Genomic DNA, 26,647 nt, shown 5'->3' with positions numbered 1-26,647 from the left:
TTTTTTGGTTAATAGTATATTGAAATAACTTTCACTCTCTTTCCTATGAAGGAAAAATGTGTGAGAGGTAAGCATATAAATTTCGGACACACTAATCGTACATTGCAACTGGGAGGAATGTACACGTGAATGAAATGTATATGGAAATCAAAGAAGAATTGCAATTGATGCGAAAAGAGTTACAAGAGAGGTTAGCTAAAGAGGTTATGTACAAATATAATACAGAGTTTAGCGAAGAGCTTGGGTATGAAATTAAGGAAGAGATAAAGAAAAAACTTTTATTACATGATATAAAAGAGGATTTAAAAGATGTAGAACGTGCATTATTTAAAATGGAAATAGATATGTATGGTATTTGTGAAGACACAGGGAGAGTAATGTCGGTAAAACAAATGAAAACGATGCCGACTGCACGTACCATTCATGAATTTTTCTATGAAAAAGTAAATGTATGAATGTGCACAACGATATTATATTACCTTTTTTTAATTTATTTTATTCTTCTATAAAGGTTCATTGTGAAAAGGTTGCAGCTATGCTAAAATTTTGAGGTACACTGTCTTTGTGGGGGAAATGAAAATGATATATTATGTAATAGCGTTATTTGTCATTGCCATCGATCAAATATCGAAATGGCTAATTGTAAAGAACATGGAATTAGGTACGAGTATTCCGATTATCGATAATGTATTATACATAACATCACATCGAAATAGAGGAGCTGCTTGGGGCATTTTAGAAAATAAAATGTGGTTTTTCTACATTATTACAGTCGTTTTTGTAGCATTTATCGTATTTTATATGAAAAAATATGCAAAAACAGACAAGCTTCTAGGAATTTCATTAGGTCTAATTTTAGGCGGAGCAATTGGTAATTTTATTGATCGTGTATTTAGACAAGAAGTAGTGGATTTCATTCACGTGTATATTTTCTCGTACAACTATCCAGTATTCAATATCGCTGATTCAGCATTATGTATTGGTGTTGTATTAATTATTATTCAAACATTATTAGAAGGCAAGAAAACGAAGGAGTAATTGAATGAGTGAAGTAGTACAAGTAACAGTTGCAGAAGAACAAAAAAATGAGCGAATTGATAAATTCGTTGCAGGAATAAATAATGAATGGTCACGTACACAAGTGCAACAATGGATTAAAGATGACGTTGTTACAGTTAATGGAAAAGCTGTAAAAGGGAATTATAAAGTTAGAGAAAATGATGAAATTACAGTGACGATTCCTGAGCCAGAAGAGTTAGATATTCAGCCAGAAGATATGAATTTAGAAATTTATTATGAAGATGCAGATGTACTTGTTGTTAATAAGCCGCGTGGTATGGTTGTGCATCCAGCACCAGGTCATACAAGTGGTACACTTGTGAACGGTCTTATGCACCATTGTACAGACTTATCAGGCATTAATGGTGTGATGCGTCCGGGTATCGTACATCGTATTGATAAAGATACGTCTGGTCTATTAATGGTTGCTAAAAATGATATGGCACACGAATCACTTGTAAATCAACTTGTAGCAAAAACAGTAACGAGACGTTACAAAGCGATTGTACACGGTGTTATTCCGCACGATAAGGGAACGATTGATGCTCCGATTGCTCGTGATAAGAAAGAACGCCAAAGTATGACGGTTGATGAAAATGGTAAGCATGCTGTTACGCATTTCCAAGTGTTAGAGCGATTCAAAGATTTCACACTTGTAGAATGTCGCTTAGAAACAGGGCGTACACATCAAATTCGTGTTCATATGAAATATATTGGCTATCCACTTGCAGGAGATCCAAAGTATGGACCAAAGAAAACATTAGATATGAACGGACAAGCACTTCATGCAGGTATTTTAGGCTTTGATCATCCTCGTACTGGTGAATATATTCAGTTTGAGGCACCGATTCCAAAAGTGTTTGAAGAAGCATTAAATATTTTGCGAAAATAGTATTGACAAATCATAAGAAAACTGAGATACTGACAACAGTTAAATAATGATCCTTTAACACAGCCCCGTGAGGTTGAGAAGGTAACGGTTTGAAATACATAGGGTATGCTATACCCTTTTTCAAAAGTCCTCTCGCACACGCTGAGAGGACTTTTTTTATACCATTACTCTCACGCAAGAAAAAAGCTTGGAGGTGTAGAGCATGCAAGAGAAAGCTGTCGTTTTAGATGACCAAATGATTCGCCGCGCTTTAACACGAATTAGTCATGAAATCGTGGAACGAAATAAAGGTGTCGATAATTGTGTTCTTGTCGGAATTAAAACTCGTGGAATTTTTATTGCACAACGTTTGGCAGAACGAATTGGTCAAATTGAAGGAAAAGAAATAGAGGTTGGAGAGCTAGACATTACGTTATACCGTGATGATTTAACGCTACAATCGAAAAATAAAGAACCACTTGTAAAAGGTTCTGATATCCCTGTAGATATTACGAAGAAAAAAGTTATCCTTGTGGATGATGTATTATATACAGGCAGAACTGTTCGAGCAGCAATGGATGCTCTTATGGATTTAGGTAGACCATCACAAATCCAACTAGCGGTTCTTGTTGATAGAGGTCATCGTGAACTACCAATTCGCGCTGATTATGTAGGAAAGAACATTCCAACATCAAGTGAAGAGCGTATCGAAGTTGATTTGCAAGAGACAGATCAACAAGATCGAGTAAGCATATACGATAAGTAAAGCCCTTTTAAATGTAGTCCTGTGAGGCTGCCAAAGGGTCTTGGCTTTCATATGTCAAATTTGGCATACGAAAGTGTAGGACTCTTTGTGCACAGGCACAAAGAGTTTTTTTATTGCAAAGATTTAAACTGAAGGAGGATGTAACAATGGAACAAAAGCCAGTGTTAGACGTTAATGAAGTACCGAAACCGGGAAAATGGTTATTTTTAAGTATACAACATTTGTTCGCGATGTTTGGATCAACAGTGCTTGTTCCGTTTTTAACAGGATTGAATCCGTCAGTAGCATTAATATCAAGTGGATTAGGAACGTTAGCGTTTCTTCTTATAACGAAAGGTCAAGTACCTGCCTATCTTGGGTCATCATTCGCCTTTATCGCACCGATTATAACAGCGAAAACGGCAGGGGGACCTGGAGCAGCAATGCTTGGTGGTTTGCTAGCAGGACTTGTATACATCTTAATCTCACTCGGAATTAAGAAATCAGGATCAGAGTGGATTATGAAATTACTACCACCAATCGTAGTTGGTCCAGTAGTAATGGTAATCGGGCTAGCTTTAGCACATACAGCAGTTAACATGGCGATGAATGGTGCGGATGGCAAATATAGCTTTACACACTTTTCAGTAGCATTAGTAACATTAGCAATTACAATTATATGCTCAATATTCGGAAGAGGATTTTTCAGTATCATACCAGTGTTACTTGGCATTATCGGCGGATATATCTTCGCTTACTTCCAAGGGTTAGTAGACTTAAAGCCGGTAGCTGAGGCAAAATGGTTTGTTGTACCAGATTTCACAGTACCATTTGTAACATACACACCAGAGTTTTCATGGAAGATTGTACTCTTGATGGTACCAGTTGCACTAGTAACAATTTCAGAACATATCGGACATCAAATTGTATTAGGAAATGTTATTAAAAGAGATTTAATTAAAAAACCAGGTTTACACCGTTCAATCTTCGGTGATGGAGTAGCCACATTAATCGCATCACTAATCGGTGGACCACCGAATACAACGTATGGTGAAAACATCGGTGTGCTAGCAATTACAAGAGCGTACAGTGTATACTTATTCATCGGTTCAGCGGTATTCGCAATCATGTTCGGATTTATCGGTAAGATTTCTGCACTGATTCATTCGATCCCCACACCAGTTATGGGTGGTGTATCAATCTTACTATTCGGTGTAATCGCATCAAGCGGATTACGCATGATGGTAGACGATAAAACAGATTTAAGTGACAAACGAAACTTAATGATTGCATCAGTAATACTAGTAATCGGTATTGGTGGAGCGGTACTTCACGTAGGAGAATCATTCCAAGTAGAAGGAATGGCACTAGCAGCAATTGTAGGTGTACTGTTAAATCTACTACTACCGGAAACGAAACAAATAAAACAATCTAAGCAGATTGCTTCATAATAATAACCTTTTAATTCAGTCCTGTGAGACCGGAAAGGGTGGCTTCTTTCTTGCACCCTAGTCTCACATGACTAGGGTATTTTTATGCAAAGGTTGTTATAAAAATACAAAAGTGGTAACATAAAAATCAGAAAGATGAGGGATGACGATGAGCCATTTGTTAACGATGAGTGAATTATCGGAAGTAGAAATTTCAGAAATCCTAAAAGACGCAGAAGATTTTGCGAATGGAAAAGAGAGCAAAACGACAGAGCAAACTTTTGTTGCAAACTTGTTCTTTGAGAATAGTACGAGAACGAGATTTAGCTTTGAAGTTGCTGAGAAGAGATTAGGACTTGATGTTTTAAACTTTTCAGCGGATGCATCTAGCGTACAAAAAGGAGAAACTTTATACGATACGATAAGAACACTAGAATCAATCGGAACAAAAGCAGTGGTCATCCGCCATGAGCAAGATCGCTACTTCGATGAACTAAAAGATCAGGTGAATATCCCGATCTTAAACGCTGGAGATGGATGTGGAAACCACCCAACGCAGTGCCTACTCGACCTTCTTACAATTAAACAAGAGTTTGGAAGATTTGAAGGTTTGAAGATTGCGATAGTAGGAGATGTTCGTCATAGCCGAGTAGCACGTTCTAATGCAGAAGCATTAACGAAGCTAGGTGCAACAATTTACTTTGCAAGTCCAGAAGAGTGGAAAGATGAAGACAACACATTTGGAACATACAAACCATTAGATGAGCTTGTTCCGGAAGTGGATGTAATGATGCTACTTCGTGTACAACATGAGCGTCATGATCATTATGAAACAGACATTATGAAAGAGTATCATGAGAAACACGGATTAACAGTAGAAAGAGAAAAGCGTATGAAAGAAGGAAGCATTATTATGCATCCAGCTCCTGTAAACCGAGATGTTGAAATTGCAAGTGAACTTGTTGAGTGTGAGCGTTCACGCATATTTAAACAAATGGAAAATGGAGTTTACGTAAGAATGGCTGTACTAAAACGCGCCTTACCAAATGTATTAGGAGGAATGAAACATGAATTATTTGTTTAAAAATGGTCGTTATATGAATGAAGAAGGAAAAATCGTAGCAACGGATCTTCTCGTACAAGACGGTAAAATCGCTAAGGTAGCAGAAAATATTACGGCAGATAATGCTGAAGTAATCGATGTGAACGGAAAGTTAATCGCACCTGGATTAGTAGATGTACACGTACACCTTCGTGAACCAGGTGGTGAACATAAAGAAACAATTGAAACAGGTACGCTAGCAGCGGCAAAAGGTGGATTCACAACAATTTGCGCAATGCCAAATACACGCCCAGTACCAGATTGCAGAGAACATATGGAAGACTTACAAAATCGTATTAAAGAAAAAGCACATGTTAACGTATTACCATATGGAGCAATTACAGTACGTCAAGCGGGTTCTGAAATGACAGATTTCGAAACATTAAAAGAGCTTGGAGCATTTGCTTTCACTGATGACGGTGTAGGCGTACAAGATGCTAGCATGATGTTAGCTGCTATGAAGCGTGCAGCAAAACTGAATATGGCAGTAGTTGCGCACTGTGAAGAGAATACTCTTATTAATAAAGGTTGTGTACATGAAGGGAAGTTTTCTGAGAAACACGGATTAAACGGTATCCCATCAGTATGTGAATCTGTACATATTGCAAGGGATATACTGCTTGCTGAAGCGGCAGATTGTCACTATCACGTATGTCATGTAAGTACGAAAGGATCTGTACGTGTAATACGTGATGCGAAACGCGCTGGAATTAAAGTAACAGCAGAAGTAACACCCCATCACTTAGTGTTATGTGAAGATGATATCCCATCAGCTGACCCTAACTTTAAAATGAACCCACCGCTTCGTGGAAAAGAGGATCATGCAGCATTAATTGAAGGTTTATTAGATGGAACAATCGATATGATTGCAACTGATCATGCACCGCATACAGCGGAAGAGAAAGCGCAAGGAATTGAAAGAGCACCGTTCGGAATTACTGGTTTTGAAACAGCATTCCCACTTCTATACACAAACCTTGTGAAAAAAGGAATTATTACACTAGAACAGTTAATTCAATTCTTAACAGAAAAGCCAGCTGATACATTCGGCTTAGAAGCAGGTCGCCTGAAAGAAGGTAGAACAGCTGATATTACAATCATTGATTTAGAACAAGAAGAAGAGATTGATCCAACAACATTCTTATCAAAAGGAAAAAATACACCATTCGCAGGTTGGAAATGCCAAGGATGGCCGGTAATGACAATCGTTGGTGGTAAGATCGCATGGCAAAAGGAGAGTGCATTAGTATGAAAAGACAACTTATCTTAGAAGATGGAACAGTATTAATTGGAACAGGTTTCGGAGGAGAAATCGAAAAGTCAGGTGAGGTTGTATTTACAACAGGAATGACTGGATATCAAGAAACATTATCTGATCCATCATATTGCGGTCAAATTGTAACATTCACGTACCCATTAATCGGAAACTACGGCATCAACCGTGACGATTTTGAATCGATTCACCCATCTGTAAATGGTTTAATCGTAAACGAAATTTGTGATCACCCATCAAACTTCCGTAATGAAATTTCGTTAAATGACTACTTAAAAGAAAGAAACATTCCAGGATTAGCAGGAATTGATACGAGAAAATTAACGAGAAAAATTCGTCAATACGGTACATTACGCGGACGCCTTTGTAACATGGATGCAGATGTAGAATACATCGTAAGTCAATTAAAAGCGACAGTATTTACAGACCATGTAAAACGCGTATCAACGAAAGATCCATACCCAAGCCCAGGCCGCGGACATCGTGTTGTATTAGTAGACTTCGGTATGAAACATGGTATTTTAAGAGAATTAAATAAACGTGATTGTGATGTAATTGTAGTTCCTTACAACACGACAGCTGAAGAAATTTTACGCCTTAGCCCAGATGGAATTATGTTAAGTAACGGACCTGGGGATCCAAAAGATGTACCAGAAGCAATTGAAATGTTAAAAGACATTATCGGTAAAGTTCCTTTATTCGGAATTTGCCTAGGACACCAACTATTTGCTTTAGCATCTGGTGCGAATACAAGTAAGTTAAAATTCGGTCACCGTGGTTTAAACCATCCAGTAAAAAATCTTGCAACTGGAAAAGTAGCAATTACATCTCAAAACCATGGTTACGCAGTAGAAGAAGAATCAGTTGAAAATACAGAACTTGAAATTACACATGTTGCTTTAAATGATGGAACAGTAGAAGGTCTTCGTCATAAGAAGTTCCCAGCATTTACAGTTCAATACCATCCAGAAGCTTCAGCAGGACCAGAAGATGCAAATGATTTATTCGAAGATTTCTTAACAATGATTGAAAACTTCAAGAAAGAAGGGGAAGAGTTATGCCAAAACGCCTAGACATTAACACAATTTTAGTAATCGGATCAGGACCAATTGTAATTGGGCAAGCAGCGGAGTTTGACTACTCTGGAACACAAGCTTGTCAATCTCTTAAAGAGGAAGGTTACAAAGTAATCCTTGTTAACTCTAACCCAGCGACAATTATGACAGATACTGCAACTGCAGATAAAGTATACATTGAGCCTTTAACATTAGAATTCGTAAGCCGAATCATTCGTAAAGAACGTCCAGATGCAATCTTACCAACATTAGGCGGTCAAACAGGTTTAAACATGGCTGTTGAACTTGCAAAATCAGGCGTACTTGAAGAGTGCGGAGTTGAAATTTTAGGAACAAAATTATCAGCAATCGAGCAAGCGGAAGATCGTGATTTATTCCGTACATTAATGCAAGATTTAAATGAACCAACACCACCAAGTGAAATTATTCATAACCTTGATGAAGCATATGGCTTTGTAAACGAAATTGGTTATCCAGTAATCGTTCGTCCAGCATTCACATTAGGCGGAACGGGCGGCGGAATTTGTCATAACGAAGAAGAGTTAATTGAAATCGTAACAAGTGGTTTAAAACATAGCCCAGTAACACAATGTTTATTAGAGAAAAGTATTGCTGGCTGTAAAGAAATTGAATATGAAGTAATGCGTGATTCAAATGATAACGCGATTGTAGTATGTAACATGGAAAACATCGATCCAGTTGGTGTTCATACAGGTGATTCTATCGTTGTAGCACCGAGCCAAACGCTAAGCGACCGTGAATACCAAATGTTACGTAACACGTCATTACGAATTATTCGTGCACTAGGAATTGAAGGTGGATGTAACGTTCAGCTTGCACTAGATCCATATAGCTTCCAATACTATGTAATCGAAGTAAATCCACGTGTAAGTCGTTCATCTGCACTAGCGTCTAAAGCAACTGGATATCCAATTGCGAAATTAGCAGCGAAAATTGCAGTCGGCTTAACGTTAGATGAAATCGTAAACCCGGTAACACAAAAAACTTACGCTTGCTTCGAGCCAGCATTAGACTATGTTGTTTCAAAAATTCCACGCTGGCCATTTGATAAGTTTGAATCAGCGAACAGAACACTTGGAACGCAAATGAAAGCAACTGGTGAGGTTATGTCAATCGGACGTAACTTAGAAGAATCATTATTAAAAGCGGTTCGTTCTTTAGAACTTGGTATTTATCACTTAGAATTAGACCACTTAAAAGAACTTGATAAAGAAACAATGAAAAAACGCATTATTAAAGCAGATGATGAGCGACTGTTTATCGTAGCAGAAGCAATTCGTCAAGGTGTAACGAAAGAAGAGATTAACGAATGGTGTGAAATGGACTTCTTCTTCTTACAAAAAGTTGAAAATATCGTAAATATGGAACGCGAAGTAAAAGCGAATGTAGGAAATATGGAAGTACTACAAACTGCAAAAGAAATGGGCTTCAGCGATCACTACATTGCAGCAGCTTGGAACAAAACGGAGCGCGAAATTTACGATATGCGTAAAGAAAATAATATGACGCCGGTATTCAAAATGGTAGATACTTGTGCGGCAGAGTTTGAATCTGCAACACCGTATTACTACAGCACATACGCTGATGAGAACGAATCAATTGTAACAGATCGTAAGAGTGTAGTAGTTCTAGGATCTGGTCCAATCCGCATTGGTCAAGGTGTTGAGTTTGACTATGCAACAGTTCACTCAGTATGGGCAATTAAAGAAGCTGGATATGAAGCAATTATCATTAACAATAACCCAGAAACTGTTTCAACAGACTTCAGTATTTCTGACAAATTATACTTTGAACCATTAACGATTGAAGATGTAATGCACATCATCGATTTAGAAAAACCAGAAGGTGTTATCGTTCAGTTCGGTGGACAAACAGCAATTAACTTAGCGGCAAAATTAGAAGAACATGGTGTGAAGATTTTAGGAACATCACTTGAAGACTTAGACCGTGCAGAAGATCGTGATAAATTCGAAGCTGCTTTAACAAAACTTGGTATCCCACAACCAGTTGGTAAAACAGCAACGACTGTAGAGCAAGCGGTAGCAATCGCAGAAGAAATTGGTTACCCAGTATTAGTAAGACCATCTTACGTACTAGGTGGACGTGCGATGGAAATCGTATATCGTCAAGAAGAACTACTGCACTACATGAAAAATGCAGTTAAAGTTCACGCAGATCACCCAGTATTAATCGACCGTTACATGGTTGGTAAAGAAATTGAAGTAGATGCAATTTCAGACGGTGAGAATGTATTCATTCCAGGTATTATGGAACATATTGAACGCGCTGGAGTTCACTCTGGTGACTCAATTGGAGTATATCCACCACAAAGCTTATCTGAAAAATTAAAAGAACAAATTATTGAACATACAATTGCACTTGGAAAAGGATTAAACATTGTTGGATTACTAAATATCCAGTTTGTCGTATTCGAAGATCAAGTGTACGTAATTGAAGTAAATCCACGTGCGAGCCGTACAGTACCATTCTTAAGTAAAATTACAGGTGTACCAATGGCAAACGTTGCAACGAAAGTTATTCTAGGGCAAGACCTAGTAGAGCAAGGATACGGAACGGGCTATCACCCAGAAGAGAAAGAAGTGTATGTAAAAGCTCCGGTATTCTCATTCGCGAAATTACGCTCAGTGGATACAACATTAGGACCTGAAATGAAATCAACAGGGGAAGTAATGGGTAAAGATTTAACGCTTGAAAAAGCATTATACAAAGGTTTAGTTGCTTCTGGAATTAACATCCCAACGCACGGATCAGTAATCATTACTGTAGCGGATAAAGATAAAGAAGAGGCGATGGAAATTGCAAAACGTTTCCATGAAATCGGCTATAACTTATTAGCAACAGCTGGAACAGCAAAATCGTTAACAGAGCAAAATATCCCAGTACAAGTTGTAAACAAAATTGATTCTGAAGACTACAACTTACTAGATATTATCCGCCAAGGAAAAGCACAGTTTGTAATCAATACATTAACAAAAGGCAAACAACCAGCGCGTGATGGTTTCCGCATTCGCCGTGAATCAGTAGAAAATGGTGTAGCTTGCTTAACATCACTTGATACAACGAGAGCAATCTTACGAGTATTAGAATCTATGACATTCTCAGCTCATTCAATGAAAGAAATTACGCAAACAAAGCGTCACGAGGTGGTACATGCATGATGCAAAAGCAAAATATGATCGTCGTTAATCAAAAAGAAATCGCAAAGAACATTTACGAATTAGTGCTTCAAGGAACTTTAGTACAGCAAATGAACGAACCAGGGCAGTTTGTACACATTAAGGTAGCAGAGGGCATTGCGCCCCTTCTGCGCCGCCCAATTAGTATTTGTAATATAGATCAAGAGAAGAACGAATTTACAATGCTATATCGTGCGGAAGGACAAGGAACAAAAACATTAGCAACTAAAAAACAAGGTGAAATGGTAGACGTACTAGGACCATTAGGGCACGGTTTTCCTGTAGAAGAAGCAGAAGCTGGTCAAACAGCTTTACTAGTAGGTGGGGGGATTGGTGTACCACCACTTTATGAATTATCACAGCGCCTCGTTGCAAAAGGTGTACGCGTAATTCACATCTTAGGTTTTCAAACGAAAGATGTTGTTTTCTATGAAGAAAAATTTGCAGAACTTGGTGATACGTACGTTGCGACAGTAGACGGTACACACGGTACAAAAGGATTTGTCACAGATGTAATTGATCATTACGGAATTGACTTTGATATTCTTTATTCATGTGGTCCGTTAGCGATGCTTCGTGCATTAGAAGGACGTTACAAAGAGAAAAAAGCCTATATTTCATTAGAAGAACGTATGGGCTGTGGTATTGGAGCTTGTTTCGCATGTGTATGCCACTTACAAGAAGATCCAAGTGGACATTCTTACAAGAAGGTGTGTAGCGACGGACCAGTATTTCCAATCGGGGAGGTTGTACTATGAACAGATTGCAAGTTGAATTACCAGGATTATCATTAAAAAATCCAATTATACCGGCATCTGGATGCTTTGGATTTGGTCGTGAATATGCACAGTTTTACGATTTAAGTGTACTAGGATCAATCATGATCAAAGCGACGACAGAACAACCACGCTATGGAAATCCTACGCCTCGTGTTGCTGAAACACCGGGTGGCATGTTAAATGCAATCGGACTTCAAAACCCAGGATTAGAAAAAGTAATGAATTCTGAATTACCATGGTTAGAACAATTTGACCTTCCAATCATTGCAAACGTTGCAGGTTCACAAGCTGAGGATTACGTAGCGGTTGCAAAGGAAATTTCTAAAGCGCCTAATGTCCATGCACTGGAATTAAATATTTCTTGTCCAAACGTAAAAACAGGTGGTATCGCCTTTGGTACAAATCCTGAAATTGCTGCTGATTTAACGAAGCGAGTAAAAGAGGTTTCTGAAGTACCTGTATATGTGAAGTTGTCACCGAACGTGGCAAACATTGTGGAAATTGCAAAAGCGATTGAAAATGCAGGTGCAGATGGTTTAACGATGATTAATACATTGCTTGGTATGCGTCTAGATTTAAAAACAGCTAAACCAATTTTAGCAAACCGTACAGGCGGATTATCAGGTCCTGCGATTAAGCCAGTAGCAATTCGTATGGTACATGAAGTAAGCCAAGCGGTTAACATTCCAATTATCGGAATGGGTGGTATTGAAACAGCGGAAGATGTAATTGAATTCTTCTACGCTGGCGCAAGCGCAGTTGCAGTAGGTACAGCGAACTTTATCGATCCGTTCGTATGTCCGACAATTATTGAAGAGTTACCAGCATTACTAGATGAATTAGGATTTGATCACATTTCGGAATGTCAAGGAAGGAGCTGGAAGCAAACATGTCACAGTCGTTAATCGTTGCACTAGATTTTCCGGGGAAACAAGATGTAGAACAATTCTTGCGCCACTTTGAAGGGGAAGAGTTATTTGTCAAAGTTGGTATGGAGTTATTTTACAAAGAAGGCCCTGCGATTATTACGTACTTAAAAGAAAAAGGGCATAAGATCTTTCTAGATTTAAAACTTCATGATATTCCAAATACGGTAAAAAGCGCTATGCGTAGCCTAGCTAGTCTAGATGTTGATATGGTAAATGTTCATGCTGCTGGGGGAAGCAGCATGATGAAAGCTGCAATTGAGGGATTAGAGGAAGGTAAGCAAGAAGGAAAAGAGAGACCGATTTGTATTGCAGTTACACAACTAACAAGCACTTCGGAAGCTATGATGAAAAAAGAGATCGGCATTGAGAAAACGTTAGAAGAAGCGGTTGCTCATTATGCAAAATTAACGAAAGAAAGTGGACTGGATGGCGTTGTTTGTTCAACGCTCGAAGTTCCAAAATTACGTGAAGTATGCGGAAATGAATTTGTAACAGTAACACCGGGGATTCGTCTTGCAAGCGATGATGTAAATGACCAGGTGCGCGTAGCAACACCGAAACGTGCGAGGGAACTTGGCTCAAGCTATATCGTAGTTGGACGTAGTATTACAAAAGCAGAAAATCCGCTTGAAGCGTATAAAACAGTAAAACAACAGTGGGAAGGTGTAACAGTATGAAAAAAGAAATCGCATCGCATTTATTAGAAATTGGAGCAGTATTTTTACAACCGAATGATCCATTCACATGGTCTTCAGGTATGAAATCACCAATTTATTGTGATAACCGTTTAACTTTATCTTATCCGAAAGTACGTCAAGCGATTGCAGCTGGATTAGAAGAGTTAATTAAAGAGCACTTCCCAACTGTAGAAGTTATTGCAGGAACAGCAACTGCTGGTATTGCGCACGCTGCATGGGTAAGTGATCGTATGGATTTACCAATGTGCTACGTACGTAGTAAAGCAAAAGGTCACGGTAAAGGGAATCAAATCGAAGGAAAAGCTGAAAAAGGTCAAAAAGTTGTAGTAGTAGAAGACTTAATTTCAACTGGCGGCAGTGCAATTACATGTGTAGAAGCACTTCGCGAAGCTGGCTGTGAAGTATTAGGAATCGTATCAATCTTCACATACGAGCTAGAAGCAGGAAAAGAAAAGTTAGAAGCAGCGAACGTAGCATCATATTCTTTAAGTGATTACAGTGCATTAACTGAAGTTGCAGCAGAAAAAGGTATGATCGGACAAGCTGAAACGAAAAAATTACAAGAGTGGCGTAAAAATCCAGCTAACGAAGCTTGGATCACAGCGTAACACGAAAAAAGACGACTGCGGGGGAACGCAGTCGTTTTTTTATATTATTGTTAAAACTTCATGTAAAGTTCCATCAATATCAAAGAAAATCATATTCCTGTCTCCTTGCTAACAACTATTTAGCGTTTTCAGCAACCTCATATCCTTTCACAAACAATAGCGTCATATAAGAAACAATAAATGAGAAGATGCTGTACATGCCAACCCAAAAGAAAAATTTTGGAGTAAAGGCGATAACACCTATTATTAAAAAACTAGCAAACGTTACAATCGGCATTACGTAATACGTTTTCGTTTTGCGTGTTCCAATAACAGATACGATAAAGATAAATAACGGACAAATTAATAAGACGAAAATCAATTCATTCATAGGTATGTCCCCTTTTCTAATTGCAGTAATCTGTTTCTTATAAACGTTTTGAAATGATTACTCTCCTAATATAATTTCGCTAAGTAATAACGAATCCCTCTTGAAAACTGATCATTCATGATGAATTTTACAAGCAAAAAACGTAAGCAAGAGAACACTTGCTTACGCTATAGAATAAACATCGCAACGATCGTGGTGACAATTAAGCCAATCATAACTGGTAAAAAGTTTCGACGTGCAAGTTCAAATGGATCGACTTTACAAATCGCAGCGGCAGGAATAAGTGCCCAAGGAATTAACGTCCCGCCCCCGGTCCATATAGCTGCAATTTGCCCGAGTGCTGTTAATGTAGCTGTTCCATGGCCAAGTGCTGTTCCGAAAAGATTGGCAATGGAACCAGCAAGTGATATACCTGAAAAACCTGATCCATCTAAGCCGGTAATGACACCAACGATAGTTAATGTCCCTGCCGATACATATTGATTTAAAGGAACAGTTTGAGATAAAGCGATGCCTAAGTCGTTAATGATTCCGTGTGAACCTTTTGGTAAATAGTCCCCGATAATTTTCAAAAAGCCACTATCTCCTAAATAAAAGAGTGCAGCGATAGGAATAACTGGTCCGAAAATTTTAAAGCCAAATTGGAGCCCTTCTATAAAGTAATCGGTCGTTTTATTCAGTCCATTACCTTTGTAGGCGATGAGAGAAATGATGATAATCATAATAACAGTTGTTCCGCCGATAAGTGCAGTTGCGTCGCTTCCTTGTAGTTTAAATTGAATCATGCAAAGGATATCGATGGCATATACGATCGGAATACAAATAGCGAGCCATTTTTTTGTCCGAGTAGATAATGAAGTGAGTGTTTTAGAAGACGCAGTTGATGAAATAGACTCTTGTATAGATAAGCCTGTATGAAATTCTTTTCGTAAGAAGAAAAAAGCGACGGAAGTTGTCACAATGCCCATAACGATAACGAGTGGAACACTTGCAGAAACAACGCTAGAAACAGGAAGACCAGCAGCGTCTGCGGTTAATTTTGGTGCGCCTTGTATAACGAAGTCGCCGGATAAAGCAATCCCATGACCGAATAAGTTCATAGCAATTGCCACTCCAATTGGCGGAAGGCCGACACGTACAGCAACCGGTAATAAAATAGCTCCCATTAAGGCAACAGCTGGAGAAGGCCAAAAGAAGAAAGAAATTGTCATCATCAAAAGACCGATAATCCAGTAGGCGAGGGTAGGGGTACGAATCATCTTTGTAAATGGTGAAATCATTGTATCATTTATGCCAGTATGAACGAGTAAATTGCTCATGGATACGATAATGGAAATGATTAATATAGTTGGTAATAGCTCAGTAATAGCGTAAATAAAACTTTGAAAAATGCCGCTAACGGCAAGAGGGATAGAACTTGTAGCAGTTAATGCTAATAAAAAGATGAAAACGATACAAATAATCGTCGTATCCTTTCGGAAAATAAAAAAGGTAATAATGGTGAGTAAACAAATAACATAGAGAGCGTGTAATAGCGTTAATTCAACTCCCATAACATTCACATCCTTTAGGCATTCGTGTAGTTTATTGTATGAAAGTAGGGAAAGTATGTGAGTATAGGAAACCGAAAAACCAAAATTTCATGTACCGTAGTGGCAAGGTTAAAAAATGGATGTTAAAATACAATTAATCCTAAAAATGGAATTAAAGGAGGCTTATGCGCAAAATAATTGGGTTTTGGGGCTTTATTCTCTCTTGTAGTCTATTAATCATTTTAAATTTGTTTACAAGCAATGAATGGATCAGTATTATACCTGTTTTTAGGTTTGTACTTATACTTTTATATAACTGGGATGATATGAAACAATATAGCAAGAAAAGTATTGGAATTATGATAGGTATCATCGTTGTTTGTTCATTATTCGTAGGAGTTATTTTAATAGAGGGTCAGAAACAAATGAAGAAAATGTCTATTTTTCAAGAATGGATGTCGTCTGCAAAAAGTCTTTATATTGTAATTGTAGTAGTTATTTTTCTAAGAATTGTTATAAGCATAGCAAGTTACATATTAAAGGAGAAGTAGAATGGGGGAGTACGAATGAGAGAGAAAATAGGTTATTATGGTGTGCTCGTTTGTTTACTATTATCAGTTATTTCAGGGCAATTTTTAAAAAGTGAATGGGTACCAGTTATATTATGTATAGGAGTATTGATTTTTGCTCCTATGTATCGCTGGGATGAGTGGAAAGCATATAGCCGAAAAAAGAAAATTGTATTCAGTATTGAGTTTGTCATGATAATTAGTACGATTCCGTTTTTGTTACTGAAGGGAAATGAGATAATAGATGGAATTGTAATGTTTCAAGGGTGGTTATTTATTACGAAATTGCTATATTTAATTTGCATTTTAATGTTGGTAGCGGTAGTCACTAAAACAGTAAATGAAAAGCTATTCGTTAATGAATAATAGAAGAAAGTGCCACCTTATCTGGTGGCACTTTCTTACTTTATTGAATGAGCTTTTTGCATCTTCTTAATTAAACGAATTTGTCCGCGATGATTGATTTCATCTTCAAATACGTGAAACCACTTAAAATAGTTATTTGCTTGTTTGTCATACCAAAAGTCTGTCGTTTTAAACAGCCATTCATCAGGTAACGATTGGAATGTTTCAATTGTTTTGGAACGTACTTCTTGTAATGTATCAATATAAAATTCTATAGAGTTTCCTTTTATTTCCTCACGTCCAAGAGCTTCTAACTCGAGGCCAGGTAACCATCTTTCTAGTTCGGCCTCCGTTGGTTCGCGGTCTTCAAAAGTATGAATCTGGTAGTAAAATTCAACAGCAGCCATGTGATATAATAGCATGCCGATTGAATTTGCTTCCTCATTATATAAATAATCAAGTTCTTCCATTGTTAAATCTTCCACCGCTTGCATTGTTGTATAGCGAGCGTAATTCATCATGGAAACTAGTTTGGAAAATTCAGGATGTAAACCATCTATTTTATCGATTACAAAGTTCAATTACAATTCCCCCTCTTGAAACGAATACTCCAGAGAAGGAATTCTATGTGCAGAGAAAAAATCCTGTTGGAAATTTCAAAATATTAACAAGGGATTACAATTAGTTCTCTATTTGATTTTGTAATAACTTCATATCCGTCTTTTGTAATGACAATATCATCTTCAATTCTACAACCGCCCCAGTTCGGTATGTAAATACCTGGTTCAACTGTAACGACCATACCCTCTTCTAAAGTAGCCTTACTTTCTTGGGATAGGCGGAGAGGTTCATGAATTTCTAATCCAAGACCATGACCAGTAGAATGTCCAAAATATTGACCGTATCCATGCTCAGTAATGTAGTTTCTCGTTATATCATCGATACGTTTTGCAGTTTCTCCAGGTTTAATCGCTTCAGTCCCGCGTTTTAATGCTTCAAGTACAATATTGTATATCTTTTTGAATTCTTCTGATGGTTCCCCGATTACTACAGTACGTGTTATATCGGAACAATATCCGTCGTAAAGTGCACCGAAATCTAATGTAACGATGTCGCCTCGTTCAATTATTTTATTTGATGCAACTCCATGTGGAAGGGAAGAACGAACACCAGAAGCTACAATAATTTGAAATGATGAAGATGCAGCACCTTTTTTTCGCATGAAAAACTCTAATTCATCTCGTACAGTATTTTCACTTATTCCTGGTTTTAGAAACGTAAGAATGTGGTGAAATGCTTCGTCCGCAATATTAGCTGCAATTTTCATTATTTCTATTTCAGGCGTGTCTTTAATGATACGAATATTTTCGATAATTTCGCAAACTTGAATCATTTCCGCCTGTACGTACTTTTGCAAGTTTTTATATTGTTGCAATGTCATGTTGTTTTCTTCAATTCCGAGTTTTTGAATGTTTAATTTTGACACTTGATTTGCAACTTCTTCCTTTAAATTTCCTTTATGCATAATAATTTCAGCATCTTTTATTTGTGATTTTGCTTGATCTACATAGCGGAAATCTGTTATAAAAACAGCTTGATCGGCAGAGATTAAGACGGCGCCAGCACTACCTGTAAAGCCTGTTGCATATTGGCGGTTTTCTTTTTTTGTAATAAGTAACCCGTCAATTCCGTACTTATGTAGTTGTTTTTGGATATTAGTTATTCTTATATTCATTTTAATGCCTCCTTTTTATATTTAATAAAGCAAAACTTGTGCCAATATACTTATTGACAATAAAAGAGAAGCGGGAGTTTTGTGTCAAAAAAACTAGACAAATATAAAATGAGGATGTCAAAAATTTATACAGTAATGTAAACTTGCATATTATAATCTTTCAATTCTAATATTATATTTTTTGTATAAATAAATGGTGATAATTGGTATAATAAGAGGTCGTTATGTTTTCTTGTAGATAAAGGTGCGTAACGAATAAATAGGAATAAGGAATGTGAGTATATGAAGAAATTAAGTAAAGTCATGTCATTTTGCTTCGCTGCTAGTATGCTAGTTGTAACAGGGTGTGAAAAAAGTGAAATCAAAGTTCAAGCAAATGAAACGATTGAACAGCTTGATGAAGCCCCAGAAGTGACAGAAAAAGAAGCGAAAAAGATTGTAAGAAAGAGTGTAGATGCAATAGCAAATGCATTTAGTGAGATGGAAAAAGAAAATGGATGGAGTCGAAATAATCCAGGAGATTTGGCGACAGCGAAAAAAGGAGTTAAGGGATTGGTTACAGAAAAATTTGTAGAGAACCAGCTTCCTAATTCGCTTGAAACATTTAATAGATCTAGAGAGACAGATATGTTGCCATTCCCTATTAATATTGAACCAGAAATGAGATTAACGTATACACAGAAAGATAAAAATTTAACGATTGAAACGATTATACCTTCAAATGATATGGGAAATGAAGCAGAGATATGGGAATTTATTTTCGTTTATAAAGATGGAAAATGGTTAATGGATAAATGGTCATCGCATACACCGAGAGATTTAAAACTTACGAAGGAAGAAGCTAGTGAGTTTCTGAAAATTCGAGGCTTTAAGAATGTCGATTTTGTTAAAGAGGAGAACAGTGGTGACAAAAAATATATTTTTAAAGAAAATGCTAGATTAATTGCTGTAGATGCAAAAACATCGGTTATTACATATGATTTAGATGAGCAAAAGCAGGAAAAAGAAACGAAAGAAAATAATAGTCAAGAACACGAAAACATTAAGGAAAATAGCATGAGTACGCATGCTATTTCTAAAGAAGAGAAGCAGACTAAAAAAGAAACTTCGTCAGCAGTAGGTAAAACTAAAGCTTTAAATGAGTTAGCGGCTCTAGAAAACCAAGAAAAACATACAAATGTCATGTCAACAAATGACATAGTAAATGAAATAGAAGGAAATTATGAACTGTGGGATAATAAACTAAATGAAATTTACAGTACATTAAAAAATACGATGTCCCCTGATGCATTTCAGTCATTAAAAACGAAACAAATTGCGTGGGTTAAAGAAAAGGAAAGTAAGGTTAAAGCAATTGGTACTGATACAAATAACGGGACGATGAGACGTATAGATGCTTCAGAAGAGAAATACAAGATGACAAAAGAAAGATGTTATGAATTAGTGAATGGGTATATGAACTAGTTGGAACGAATAAAAAAATGCGCTGCTTATAAGCAACGCATTTTTTTATTTAAGCTTTTAATTTCATTACAGTATCAGCATCGGGTGTTACATAAACAGTTTGCTGATTGTCGTACGTAACAAAACCAAGTTTTGCACCACTCGGTTTTTTCACATGGCGTATTTTGGTGAAATCAACAGGTACAGAACTAGACTCTTTTGCTTTACTGTAATAAGCAGCAATTTTGGCAGCTTCTAGTAAAGTTTCTTCAGCAGGTTCTAAAGAACGAATGACAACGTGAGAACCAGGTATATCTTTCGTATGTAACCAAATTTCATCACGACGGGCAAATTTCGTTGTTAAATAATCATTTTGTTTATTGTTTTTACCGACGAAAATCTCTGTGCCATCACTTGCTACATATTTATCTAATACTGGTTTAGTAGGCTTTTTCTTTCCGTTTTTCGTTTTACGATTGCGCATATAACCTTCTTCAGCTAATTCCTCACGAATTTCTTCAATATCTTTTGAAGAAGCAGCTTCCATTTGTTGAAGTAAGCTATCAAAATAAAGAATTTCTTCCTTTGTTTTTTCGATTTGTTCTTCTACAACAACAACGGAATTTTTCGCTTTTTGGTACTTTTGGAAATAGCGTTGTGCATTTTCAGATGGCGTTTTTAAAGGATCTAATGCGATCTTTACAGTTCCGCCATTTTCATCATAATAGTTAACGACTTCAATATCTTTATCGCCTTTTTTCAAAGCGTACATATTGGCTGTAAGTAGTTCTCCAAATAGTTGATATTTATCTGCTTTTCCAGCATCTTGTAATGTTTTTTCTAGTTTAATGAGTTTTTTCTCATTTTTATTTTTTTCGTTTTGCATAAAGCGCTCTAAATCATGAGCTTGTTGTTTTACACGGTCACGCTCTGCTTTTCCAAAAAAGAAACGGTCTAGCAATTCACTAACAGATGAGAATGTCTTGTCTTCTCCAGCTAAGTGCGCAAGAGGGAAAAGATAAAAGAATTCTTTCCCATTTGAAGTAGTCATTGTTGGTGAATATGTATGAGTTAATAATGGTTTTTGTATGGAGAAAAATGCGTCAGCTAATGCTTTTTCATTTACCATACCTGCTTTTTTCACTACTTCTTTTGCGAATAACGGTGATATTCCGGTAAAGGTTCCGACTAGCTGTTTATCCATGTTTCCAGATAGAAAGTCCAGCGGTCTAATAAATTCATCATTTGTTTCGATCTGAAGTGGGTTAATTTTATGTTGTGCTGGTGGTGCAATATATTCAGCTCCAGCGTATACAGTTCGATGTCGGTTTACTGCTAAGGAAACGTGTTTTAAGCTATCTAAAATATTGTTTGTTTTTGTGTCTACTAAAATGATGTTACTATGTCGTCCCATAATTTCAATTACTAATGTTTTTAGCGATTCATCACCAATTTCATTTCTGCTACGAACGGTAATTTGAATAATACGCTCTAAATCAATTTGTTCAATTTTTTCAATGAATCCACCTTCTAAATGCTTACGAAGAAGCATACAGAACATTGGCGGAAGTGCAGGTGAATCATAATTTTGATTTGTTAAGTGTAAACGTGCATATGTCGGATGAGCGGAAAGAATCAGTTTTTGATTTTTTCCGTTTGCTCGAATATGTAATAAAATCTCGTATTTTGAAGGTTGATATATTTTTGAAATTCTTCCCGTGTAAAGAGAATTTGCAATTTCATGTGTAATCGCTCTTGTAAATAATCCATCGAATGCCATAAATGAACACTCCTTTCTAACTAAAAGTTAATTATAGCATTTTTTTGGACGAGGCTGAATAAGCTTTCAATAGAGTATGTCTGGAATCAGGAGGTCGATAGCAGGATGAACTGGTATGGAATGCGTGCACATGAAGTGGAAGAAAGAACGAATACGAATGTGAAGGTTGGACTTACAGAGAAAGAAGCAGAAGGGCGAATTAAAAAATTTGGTACAAATGAACTAGATGAAGCAAAGAGGCCTTCTGCACTAATGGTATTTTTGGCGCAATTTAAAGATTTTATGGTGCTTGTTTTGTTTGGTGCAACAATCGTTTCGGCTTTTTTAGGGGAATACATTGATTCTATTGCGATTGTGGCAATTGTTATTATCAATGGTATTCTCGGATTTTTTCAAGAAAGAAAGGCTGAAAAGTCATTGGAAGCTTTAAAAGAGCTAGCCGCCCCGCAAGTAACTGTACTGCGAAATGGAAAGTGGGTAAAGGCACCGTCTAAAGCACTCGTTTTAGGTGATGTTATTAAATTTTCTAGTGGCGATCGTATTGGAGCTGATGTACGTCTTGTTGAGGCGTCGAGTTTATATATTGAAGAATCAGCTTTAACAGGAGAGTCAGTTCCAGTGCAGAAGAAAGTAGAAGCGTTGCAAGGGCAAGATGTTTCAATTGGTGATCAAAAAAATATGGCTTTTATGGGTACGATGATTACACGAGGGTCTGGAACAGGAGTCGTTGTAGCAACGGGTATGAATACAGCGATGGGCCAAATTGCAAATATGTTGCAAAATGCAGAGCAAATGGAAACACCATTGCAAAGAAGATTAGAGCAACTTGGAAAAATATTAATTATTGTGGCTCTTATTTTGACAGCGCTTGTCGTGTTAGCTGGTGTGTATCAAGGGAATGAAGTATATCATATGTTTTTAGCTGGCGTGTCGCTAGCTGTTGCTGCTATTCCAGAAGGGTTACCAGCAATCGTTACAGTAGCTTTATCGCTTGGTGTACAGCGTATGATAAAAAAGAGAGCAATTGTAAGGAAGTTACCAGCAGTAGAAACGTTAGGCTGTGCTTCTGTCATATGCTCTGATAAAACAGGAACGATGACGCAAAACAAAATGATGGTAACACATATGTGGTCAGGTGGAGAATTGTGGAAAGTGACAGGCCAAGGGTATGAACCTAATGGCTCTTTTATGAAAGGTGAAAAAGAAATTAATCCAGCTAAGACGAAATCACTTTATCAACTACTTACATTTGGTTCGCTATGTAATAACGCAAATATTATTCAAAAGAAAAAGGCGTATGTATTAGATGGAGATCCAACTGAGGGGGCGCTTGTAGCTGCAGCAATGAAAGCGGGGATAACGCGTGAGGCGCTGAAAGGGAAATTTGAAATTATTCGTGAATTTCCGTTTGATTCAACTCGAAAAATGATGAGTGTTATTGTACGAGATCGAGAGGGGAAAAAGTTTGTCGTTACGAAGGGAGCACCAGATGTCCTTCTGCAAATGAGTCAAACGATTTTATGGGGGGATAAGCAGCAACCATTAAGTGAGTTGTATAGAAAAGAAGTACAGGCGGCTATTCATAGCTTAGGTAGTCAAGCACTTCGAACAATTGCAGTTGCTTTTAAGCCTTTAAAAGTAACAGACTCAATTGAACATGAAAGAGATGTTGAAAAAGATTTTATGTTAGTTGGAATACAAGGAATGATTGATCCGCCAAGACCAGAAGTAGAGCAGGCAGTAAAAGAGTGCAGAGAAGCTGGTATTCGAACAGTGATGATTACAGGTGATCATAAAGTGACTGCAATGGCGATTGCAGAACAATTAAGCATTTTACCACCAGGTGGACGCGTTGTTGAAGGGGTAGAACTCGCAACTATGGATGTAGAAGAATTAGAAAATGTTGTAGAAGATACGTATGTATTTGCTCGTGTATCACCAGAACATAAATTAAAAATTGTTAAGGCGTTGCAAAATAAAGGACATATAGTGGCGATGACAGGTGATGGAGTAAACGATGCTCCAGCTATAAAAACTGCGGATATTGGGATAGCGATGGGAATTACAGGGACAGATGTTGCAAAAGAAGCTTCATCTCTCGTATTGCTGGACGATAATTTCGCTACGATAAAATCAGCAATTAAAGAAGGTAGAAATATATACGAGAACATACGTAAGTTTATTCGTTATTTATTAGCATCGAACGTTGGAGAAATTTTGGTCATGTTATTTGCCATGTTACTTGCACTACCGCTGCCGATGGTTCCAATTCAAATTTTATGGGTGAATTTAGTTACTGACGGTTTACCGGCGATGGCGTTAGGTTTGGATAAGGCCGAGGGAGACGTGATGAAGAGAACGCCGCGTCATCCGAAAGAAGGGGTATTTGCTAGAGGGCTTGCCTGGAAAATTATAAGTCGTGGCTTTCTAATTGGGGCAGTGACGCTAGTAGCATTTATTATTGCGTATAATCAACATCCAAATGAACTGAAATATGCACAAACTGTAGCGTTTGCAACATTGGTACTTGCTCAGCTGATTCATGTATTTGATTGCCGAAGTGAGCATTCTGTTTTCCACCGCAATCCGTTTGGAAATGTGTATTTAGTAGGAGCGGTTATCATTTCATTACTACTCATGCTAGTCGTTATATATTATCCACCGTTACAACCGATTTTTAGCACGATGCCAATACAAGCGAGAGATTGGTTGTTAATTGGAGGTTTATCGTCAATTCCGACCTTCTTATTAGTAGGCTCTTTATTAACAGGGAAGAAGGGGAAGAAGGAAAAGCCAATATTATATAAGAAGGGATTAAACTTGAAATAGTCAATGATATGAAAATGTGATATAATTTACAGAAGGTAGTAGAGCCTTGTCTCTATTACCTTTTTCATTGAGTTATTTCATGGCTTGGATGTGATAAAAAATGATTTGTAGTATGACAGGATTTGGAAGATCGAAAGTAGAGAGTGATACTTTTCAAATTACAGTAGAAATGAAATCGGTGAACCACCGTTTTCTAGAGATGAGTATTCGACTACCGAAGCAAATGACGGTATTTGAAGACAAAATTCGTAAAATAATTGCACAGCAAGTTCGCCGTGGACGTATTGAAGTGTCTATTAGTATAGCGGGTGAAGGGCTTGTTGAAAGAAAATTAAGTGTGAATTGGTCGCTTCTTGAGCAGTACCAATCGATTATGGAAGATATAAAAGGAAAATTTCAATTACAAGATTCTATTACACTCGAGCAATTAATGGCAATGCCAGAAGTAACAGCGATTGAAGAGGTAGAAAACGTAAATGAACAATTTGAGAACAGTTTATATGAGGCTGTTCGCCAAGCTGCTCATATGTTAAAAACGATGAGAGATGGCGAAGGAGAACGATTACATAAAGATATAGCGTATCGCTTACAAGAGATTCATAATTGTGTAAATGCTATTATTCCGCATGCACCAATTGTTACACAAAAATATCGTGAACGATTAGAAAATCGCTTAAAGGAATTACATAATCAAGATCTAGATGAACAAAGATTGCTAACAGAAGTTGCAATTTTTGCTGAGCGTTGTGATATTCACGAAGAGTTAGTTCGTTTGCAAAGTCATTTAGAACAATTCCATGAAACACTGCAGATTGAAGAGCCTGTTGGAAGGAAAATGGATTTCATCGTGCAAGAGATGCATAGAGAAATTAATACGATTGGTTCTAAGGCAAATGACTTAACAATTTCAAAATATGTTGTAGAAATGAAAAATAACCTTGAAAAAATTCGTGAACAAGTACAAAATATTGAGTAGCTTTCAAAAAATATATAAAGTTATACGTGGTGGAGAAATCGGATAGACTTACTAGGAGGCGCAAACTATGGCCATGCGGTTTTTAAATATTGGATACGGAAATATTGTATCTGCTCATCGAATTATTGCTATTGTAAGTCCGGAGTCAGCTCCTATTAAACGAACAGTACAGGAAGCACGCGAACATAATGCTTTGCTTGATGCTACGTATGGGAGAAAAACAAGGGCGGTTATTGTTATGGATGATGGGCATGTTGTATTAAGTCCAATTCAGCCAGAGACGATTGCACATCGTTTGAATAATAAAGAAGAGTTAAGTGAGGAAGGGTAGGTTTTACATATTTATGAGAAGTAGAAGAGGATTGCTCATCGTTCTTTCAGGACCTTCTGGGGTTGGTAAAGGAACGGTTCGAAAAGAGCTGTTTAGTCATGAGGATACACGTTTTCAGTACTCCATTTCAGTAACGACACGTAAGCCACGTGAAGGTGAAGTGGATGGTGTGGATTATTTCTTTAAAGAGAGAGAAGAATTTGAGGAAATGATTCGTAATGAAAAATTACTTGAGTGGGCTGAGTTCGTAGGTAATTATTACGGAACACCAATTGACTATGTTGAAAAAACATTACAAGAAGGAAAAGATGTATTCTTAGAAATTGAAGTGCAAGGAGCAATTCAAGTTAAGAAAGCTTTCCCAGAAGGTGTATTTATTTTCTTAGCACCTCCAAGTTTATCTGAACTAAAGAACCGAATTGTCGGTCGTGGTACAGAAACTGAAGATGTTATTGAAAATCGTTTAACGGTAGCGAAAGAAGAAATTGATATGATGGACGCTTACGACTACGTTGTAGAAAACGACCAAGTTGAACTAGCTTGTGAAAGAATTAAAGCAATTGTGGTTGGCGAACATTGCCGCCGCGAAAGAGTAGCAAAATATTATAAAGAAATGACGGAGGGTCTATAATTATGTTAAATCCATCAATTGATTCATTATTAACAAAAATCGATTCTAAATATACACTTGTAACAGTGGCTGCAAAACGTGCGCGCGAAATGCAACTTGCTAATAACTGTGTTGTAGAAAAACCAGTTTCTCATAAATGTGTAGGTAAAGCATTAGAAGAAATCGATATGGAAGCGTTAAGCTACGTACCAAGTGAAGATAAAGTAACTGAATAAGACTTTGTCTTCGACAATTTAAAACATAGACTTTATAATTTTCTATGTAACGGTAACAACCTATTTACAAGTAGGTTGTTATTTTTTTACGGTAGGGAAGAAA

General features: G+C 37.2%; 26 protein-coding genes. 21 read left to right on the top strand and 5 right to left on the bottom strand.

What is annotated here, in order from left to right:
* The first annotated feature begins 125 nt into the window (after nucleotides 1-125).
* From BAQ46_RS07080 to pyrE, 13 genes are all read left to right on the top strand, one after another.
* A complete protein-coding gene (locus BAQ46_RS07080) occupies nucleotides 126-455 on the top strand; it encodes a TraR/DksA C4-type zinc finger protein (protein WP_001004664.1) in 330 nt (109 codons plus the stop codon).
* A gap of 124 nt (nucleotides 456-579) precedes the next feature.
* On the top strand, nucleotides 580-1,038 hold the full coding sequence (gene lspA, locus BAQ46_RS07075; protein WP_000642177.1) for a lipoprotein signal peptidase LspA: 459 nt from the start codon (nucleotides 580-582) through the stop codon (nucleotides 1,036-1,038).
* A 4-nt stretch (nucleotides 1,039-1,042) separates the two neighbouring features.
* The gene (locus BAQ46_RS07070; RefSeq protein WP_071741807.1) at nucleotides 1,043-1,951 is read left to right on the top strand and encodes an RluA family pseudouridine synthase; all 909 of its coding nucleotides are present in this window, start codon (nucleotides 1,043-1,045) and stop codon (nucleotides 1,949-1,951) included.
* Nucleotides 1,952-2,153: 202 nt separating this feature from the next.
* On the top strand, nucleotides 2,154-2,696 hold the full coding sequence (gene pyrR, locus BAQ46_RS07065) for a bifunctional pyrimidine operon transcriptional regulator/uracil phosphoribosyltransferase (RefSeq protein WP_001156487.1): 543 nt from the start codon (nucleotides 2,154-2,156) through the stop codon (nucleotides 2,694-2,696).
* 146 nt (nucleotides 2,697-2,842) lie between these two features.
* Complete coding sequence (gene uraA / locus BAQ46_RS07060) at nucleotides 2,843-4,126, top strand: uracil permease (RefSeq protein ID WP_000435929.1); 1,284 nt, start codon at nucleotides 2,843-2,845, stop codon at nucleotides 4,124-4,126.
* A gap of 148 nt (nucleotides 4,127-4,274) precedes the next feature.
* Nucleotides 4,275-5,189, top strand: coding sequence for an aspartate carbamoyltransferase (pyrB, locus tag BAQ46_RS07055; RefSeq protein ID WP_000018849.1), 915 nt, complete (start codon nucleotides 4,275-4,277; stop codon nucleotides 5,187-5,189).
* Nucleotides 5,173-6,459 (top strand): dihydroorotase, encoded by a 1,287-nt coding sequence (pyrC, locus tag BAQ46_RS07050; protein ID WP_001108374.1) that lies wholly within the window; start codon nucleotides 5,173-5,175, stop codon nucleotides 6,457-6,459. Before pyrB ends, pyrC begins: the two co-directional genes overlap by 17 nt.
* Nucleotides 6,456-7,553 carry a carbamoyl phosphate synthase small subunit gene (locus BAQ46_RS07045; protein WP_000828682.1) on the top strand — a complete coding sequence of 366 codons (1,098 nt, stop codon included), beginning with the start codon at nucleotides 6,456-6,458 and terminating at the stop codon, nucleotides 7,551-7,553. The genes pyrC and BAQ46_RS07045 overlap by 4 nt, the downstream gene beginning before the upstream one ends.
* Nucleotides 7,538-10,756 carry a carbamoyl-phosphate synthase large subunit gene (gene carB / locus BAQ46_RS07040; protein WP_001126106.1) on the top strand — a complete coding sequence of 1,073 codons (3,219 nt, stop codon included), beginning with the start codon at nucleotides 7,538-7,540 and terminating at the stop codon, nucleotides 10,754-10,756. The genes BAQ46_RS07045 and carB overlap by 16 nt, the downstream gene beginning before the upstream one ends.
* Nucleotides 10,753-11,532, top strand: a complete 780-nt coding sequence (gene pyrK / locus BAQ46_RS07035) for a dihydroorotate oxidase B electron transfer subunit (RefSeq protein WP_071741806.1) — start codon at nucleotides 10,753-10,755, stop codon at nucleotides 11,530-11,532. Before carB ends, pyrK begins: the two co-directional genes overlap by 4 nt.
* Entirely contained in the window at nucleotides 11,529-12,458 is a 930-nt protein-coding gene (gene pyrD, locus BAQ46_RS07030; protein ID WP_001081057.1) for a dihydroorotate oxidase B catalytic subunit, read from the top strand. Before pyrK ends, pyrD begins: the two co-directional genes overlap by 4 nt.
* Nucleotides 12,443-13,159, top strand: coding sequence for an orotidine-5'-phosphate decarboxylase (pyrF, locus tag BAQ46_RS07025; RefSeq protein ID WP_000083496.1), 717 nt, complete (start codon nucleotides 12,443-12,445; stop codon nucleotides 13,157-13,159). Before pyrD ends, pyrF begins: the two co-directional genes overlap by 16 nt.
* The gene (pyrE, locus tag BAQ46_RS07020; protein WP_000711449.1) at nucleotides 13,156-13,788 is read left to right on the top strand and encodes an orotate phosphoribosyltransferase; all 633 of its coding nucleotides are present in this window, start codon (nucleotides 13,156-13,158) and stop codon (nucleotides 13,786-13,788) included. Before pyrF ends, pyrE begins: the two co-directional genes overlap by 4 nt.
* Before the next feature lie 115 nt (nucleotides 13,789-13,903).
* Here pyrE and BAQ46_RS07015 read toward each other — a convergent pair whose 3' ends face one another.
* Both BAQ46_RS07015 and BAQ46_RS07010 read right to left on the bottom strand, forming a co-directional pair.
* Nucleotides 13,904-14,158, bottom strand: coding sequence for a YbeF family protein (locus BAQ46_RS07015; protein WP_001003915.1), 255 nt, complete (start codon nucleotides 14,156-14,158; stop codon nucleotides 13,904-13,906).
* A gap of 167 nt (nucleotides 14,159-14,325) precedes the next feature.
* Complete coding sequence (locus tag BAQ46_RS07010; RefSeq protein WP_071741805.1) at nucleotides 14,326-15,711, bottom strand: hypothetical protein; 1,386 nt, start codon at nucleotides 15,709-15,711, stop codon at nucleotides 14,326-14,328.
* A gap of 164 nt (nucleotides 15,712-15,875) precedes the next feature.
* Between BAQ46_RS07010 and BAQ46_RS07005 the strand changes: the two genes are divergently transcribed.
* Together BAQ46_RS07005 and BAQ46_RS07000 are read left to right on the top strand one after the other, a co-directional pair.
* Nucleotides 15,876-16,241, top strand: coding sequence for a YoqO family protein (locus BAQ46_RS07005; RefSeq protein ID WP_071741804.1), 366 nt, complete (start codon nucleotides 15,876-15,878; stop codon nucleotides 16,239-16,241).
* 15 nt (nucleotides 16,242-16,256) lie between these two features.
* Complete coding sequence (locus BAQ46_RS07000; protein WP_001208265.1) at nucleotides 16,257-16,625, top strand: YoqO family protein; 369 nt, start codon at nucleotides 16,257-16,259, stop codon at nucleotides 16,623-16,625.
* Between the two features lie 35 nt (nucleotides 16,626-16,660).
* Here BAQ46_RS07000 and BAQ46_RS06995 read toward each other — a convergent pair whose 3' ends face one another.
* Together BAQ46_RS06995 and BAQ46_RS06990 are read right to left on the bottom strand one after the other, a co-directional pair.
* Nucleotides 16,661-17,185, bottom strand: a complete 525-nt coding sequence (locus tag BAQ46_RS06995) for a DinB family protein (protein WP_001012018.1) — start codon at nucleotides 17,183-17,185, stop codon at nucleotides 16,661-16,663.
* A gap of 83 nt (nucleotides 17,186-17,268) precedes the next feature.
* Complete coding sequence (locus tag BAQ46_RS06990) at nucleotides 17,269-18,339, bottom strand: M24 family metallopeptidase (RefSeq protein ID WP_071741803.1); 1,071 nt, start codon at nucleotides 18,337-18,339, stop codon at nucleotides 17,269-17,271.
* 282 nt (nucleotides 18,340-18,621) lie between these two features.
* On the opposite strand from BAQ46_RS06990, the gene BAQ46_RS06985 reads away from it, so the two are divergent.
* Nucleotides 18,622-19,803 carry a lysozyme inhibitor LprI family protein gene (locus BAQ46_RS06985; protein WP_071741802.1) on the top strand — a complete coding sequence of 394 codons (1,182 nt, stop codon included), beginning with the start codon at nucleotides 18,622-18,624 and terminating at the stop codon, nucleotides 19,801-19,803.
* A gap of 49 nt (nucleotides 19,804-19,852) precedes the next feature.
* Here the strand turns inward: BAQ46_RS06985 and BAQ46_RS06980 are convergent, their stop codons facing one another.
* Nucleotides 19,853-21,562 carry an Rqc2 family fibronectin-binding protein gene (locus BAQ46_RS06980; RefSeq protein WP_000863254.1) on the bottom strand — a complete coding sequence of 570 codons (1,710 nt, stop codon included), beginning with the start codon at nucleotides 21,560-21,562 and terminating at the stop codon, nucleotides 19,853-19,855.
* 105 nt (nucleotides 21,563-21,667) lie between these two features.
* Here BAQ46_RS06980 and BAQ46_RS06975 point away from each other — a divergent pair, with 105 nt between their 5' ends.
* From BAQ46_RS06975 to rpoZ, 5 genes are all read left to right on the top strand, one after another.
* A complete protein-coding gene (locus BAQ46_RS06975; protein WP_001104746.1) occupies nucleotides 21,668-24,391 on the top strand; it encodes a calcium-translocating P-type ATPase, SERCA-type in 2,724 nt (907 codons plus the stop codon).
* A 100-nt stretch (nucleotides 24,392-24,491) separates the two neighbouring features.
* Nucleotides 24,492-25,367: a YicC/YloC family endoribonuclease gene (locus BAQ46_RS06970; protein ID WP_071741801.1), complete on the top strand. Its 876-nt coding sequence runs from the start codon at nucleotides 24,492-24,494 to the stop codon at nucleotides 25,365-25,367.
* 67 nt (nucleotides 25,368-25,434) lie between these two features.
* A complete protein-coding gene (gene remA, locus BAQ46_RS06965) occupies nucleotides 25,435-25,698 on the top strand; it encodes an extracellular matrix/biofilm regulator RemA (RefSeq protein WP_001251458.1) in 264 nt (87 codons plus the stop codon).
* Between the two features lie 13 nt (nucleotides 25,699-25,711).
* Nucleotides 25,712-26,329: a guanylate kinase gene (gmk, locus tag BAQ46_RS06960; RefSeq protein WP_001257738.1), complete on the top strand. Its 618-nt coding sequence runs from the start codon at nucleotides 25,712-25,714 to the stop codon at nucleotides 26,327-26,329.
* A gap of 2 nt (nucleotides 26,330-26,331) precedes the next feature.
* Nucleotides 26,332-26,544 (top strand): DNA-directed RNA polymerase subunit omega, encoded by a 213-nt coding sequence (rpoZ, locus tag BAQ46_RS06955; RefSeq protein ID WP_000933970.1) that lies wholly within the window; start codon nucleotides 26,332-26,334, stop codon nucleotides 26,542-26,544.
* Nucleotides 26,545-26,647 lie beyond the last annotated feature (103 nt).

It is taken from the genome of Bacillus paranthracis (genome assembly GCF_001883995.1).
GTDB lineage: Bacteria > Bacillota > Bacilli > Bacillales > Bacillaceae_G > Bacillus_A > Bacillus_A paranthracis.
Note: the sequence above shows the minus strand (reverse complement) of the source record. Positions and strands in the feature narration are given on the sequence as shown.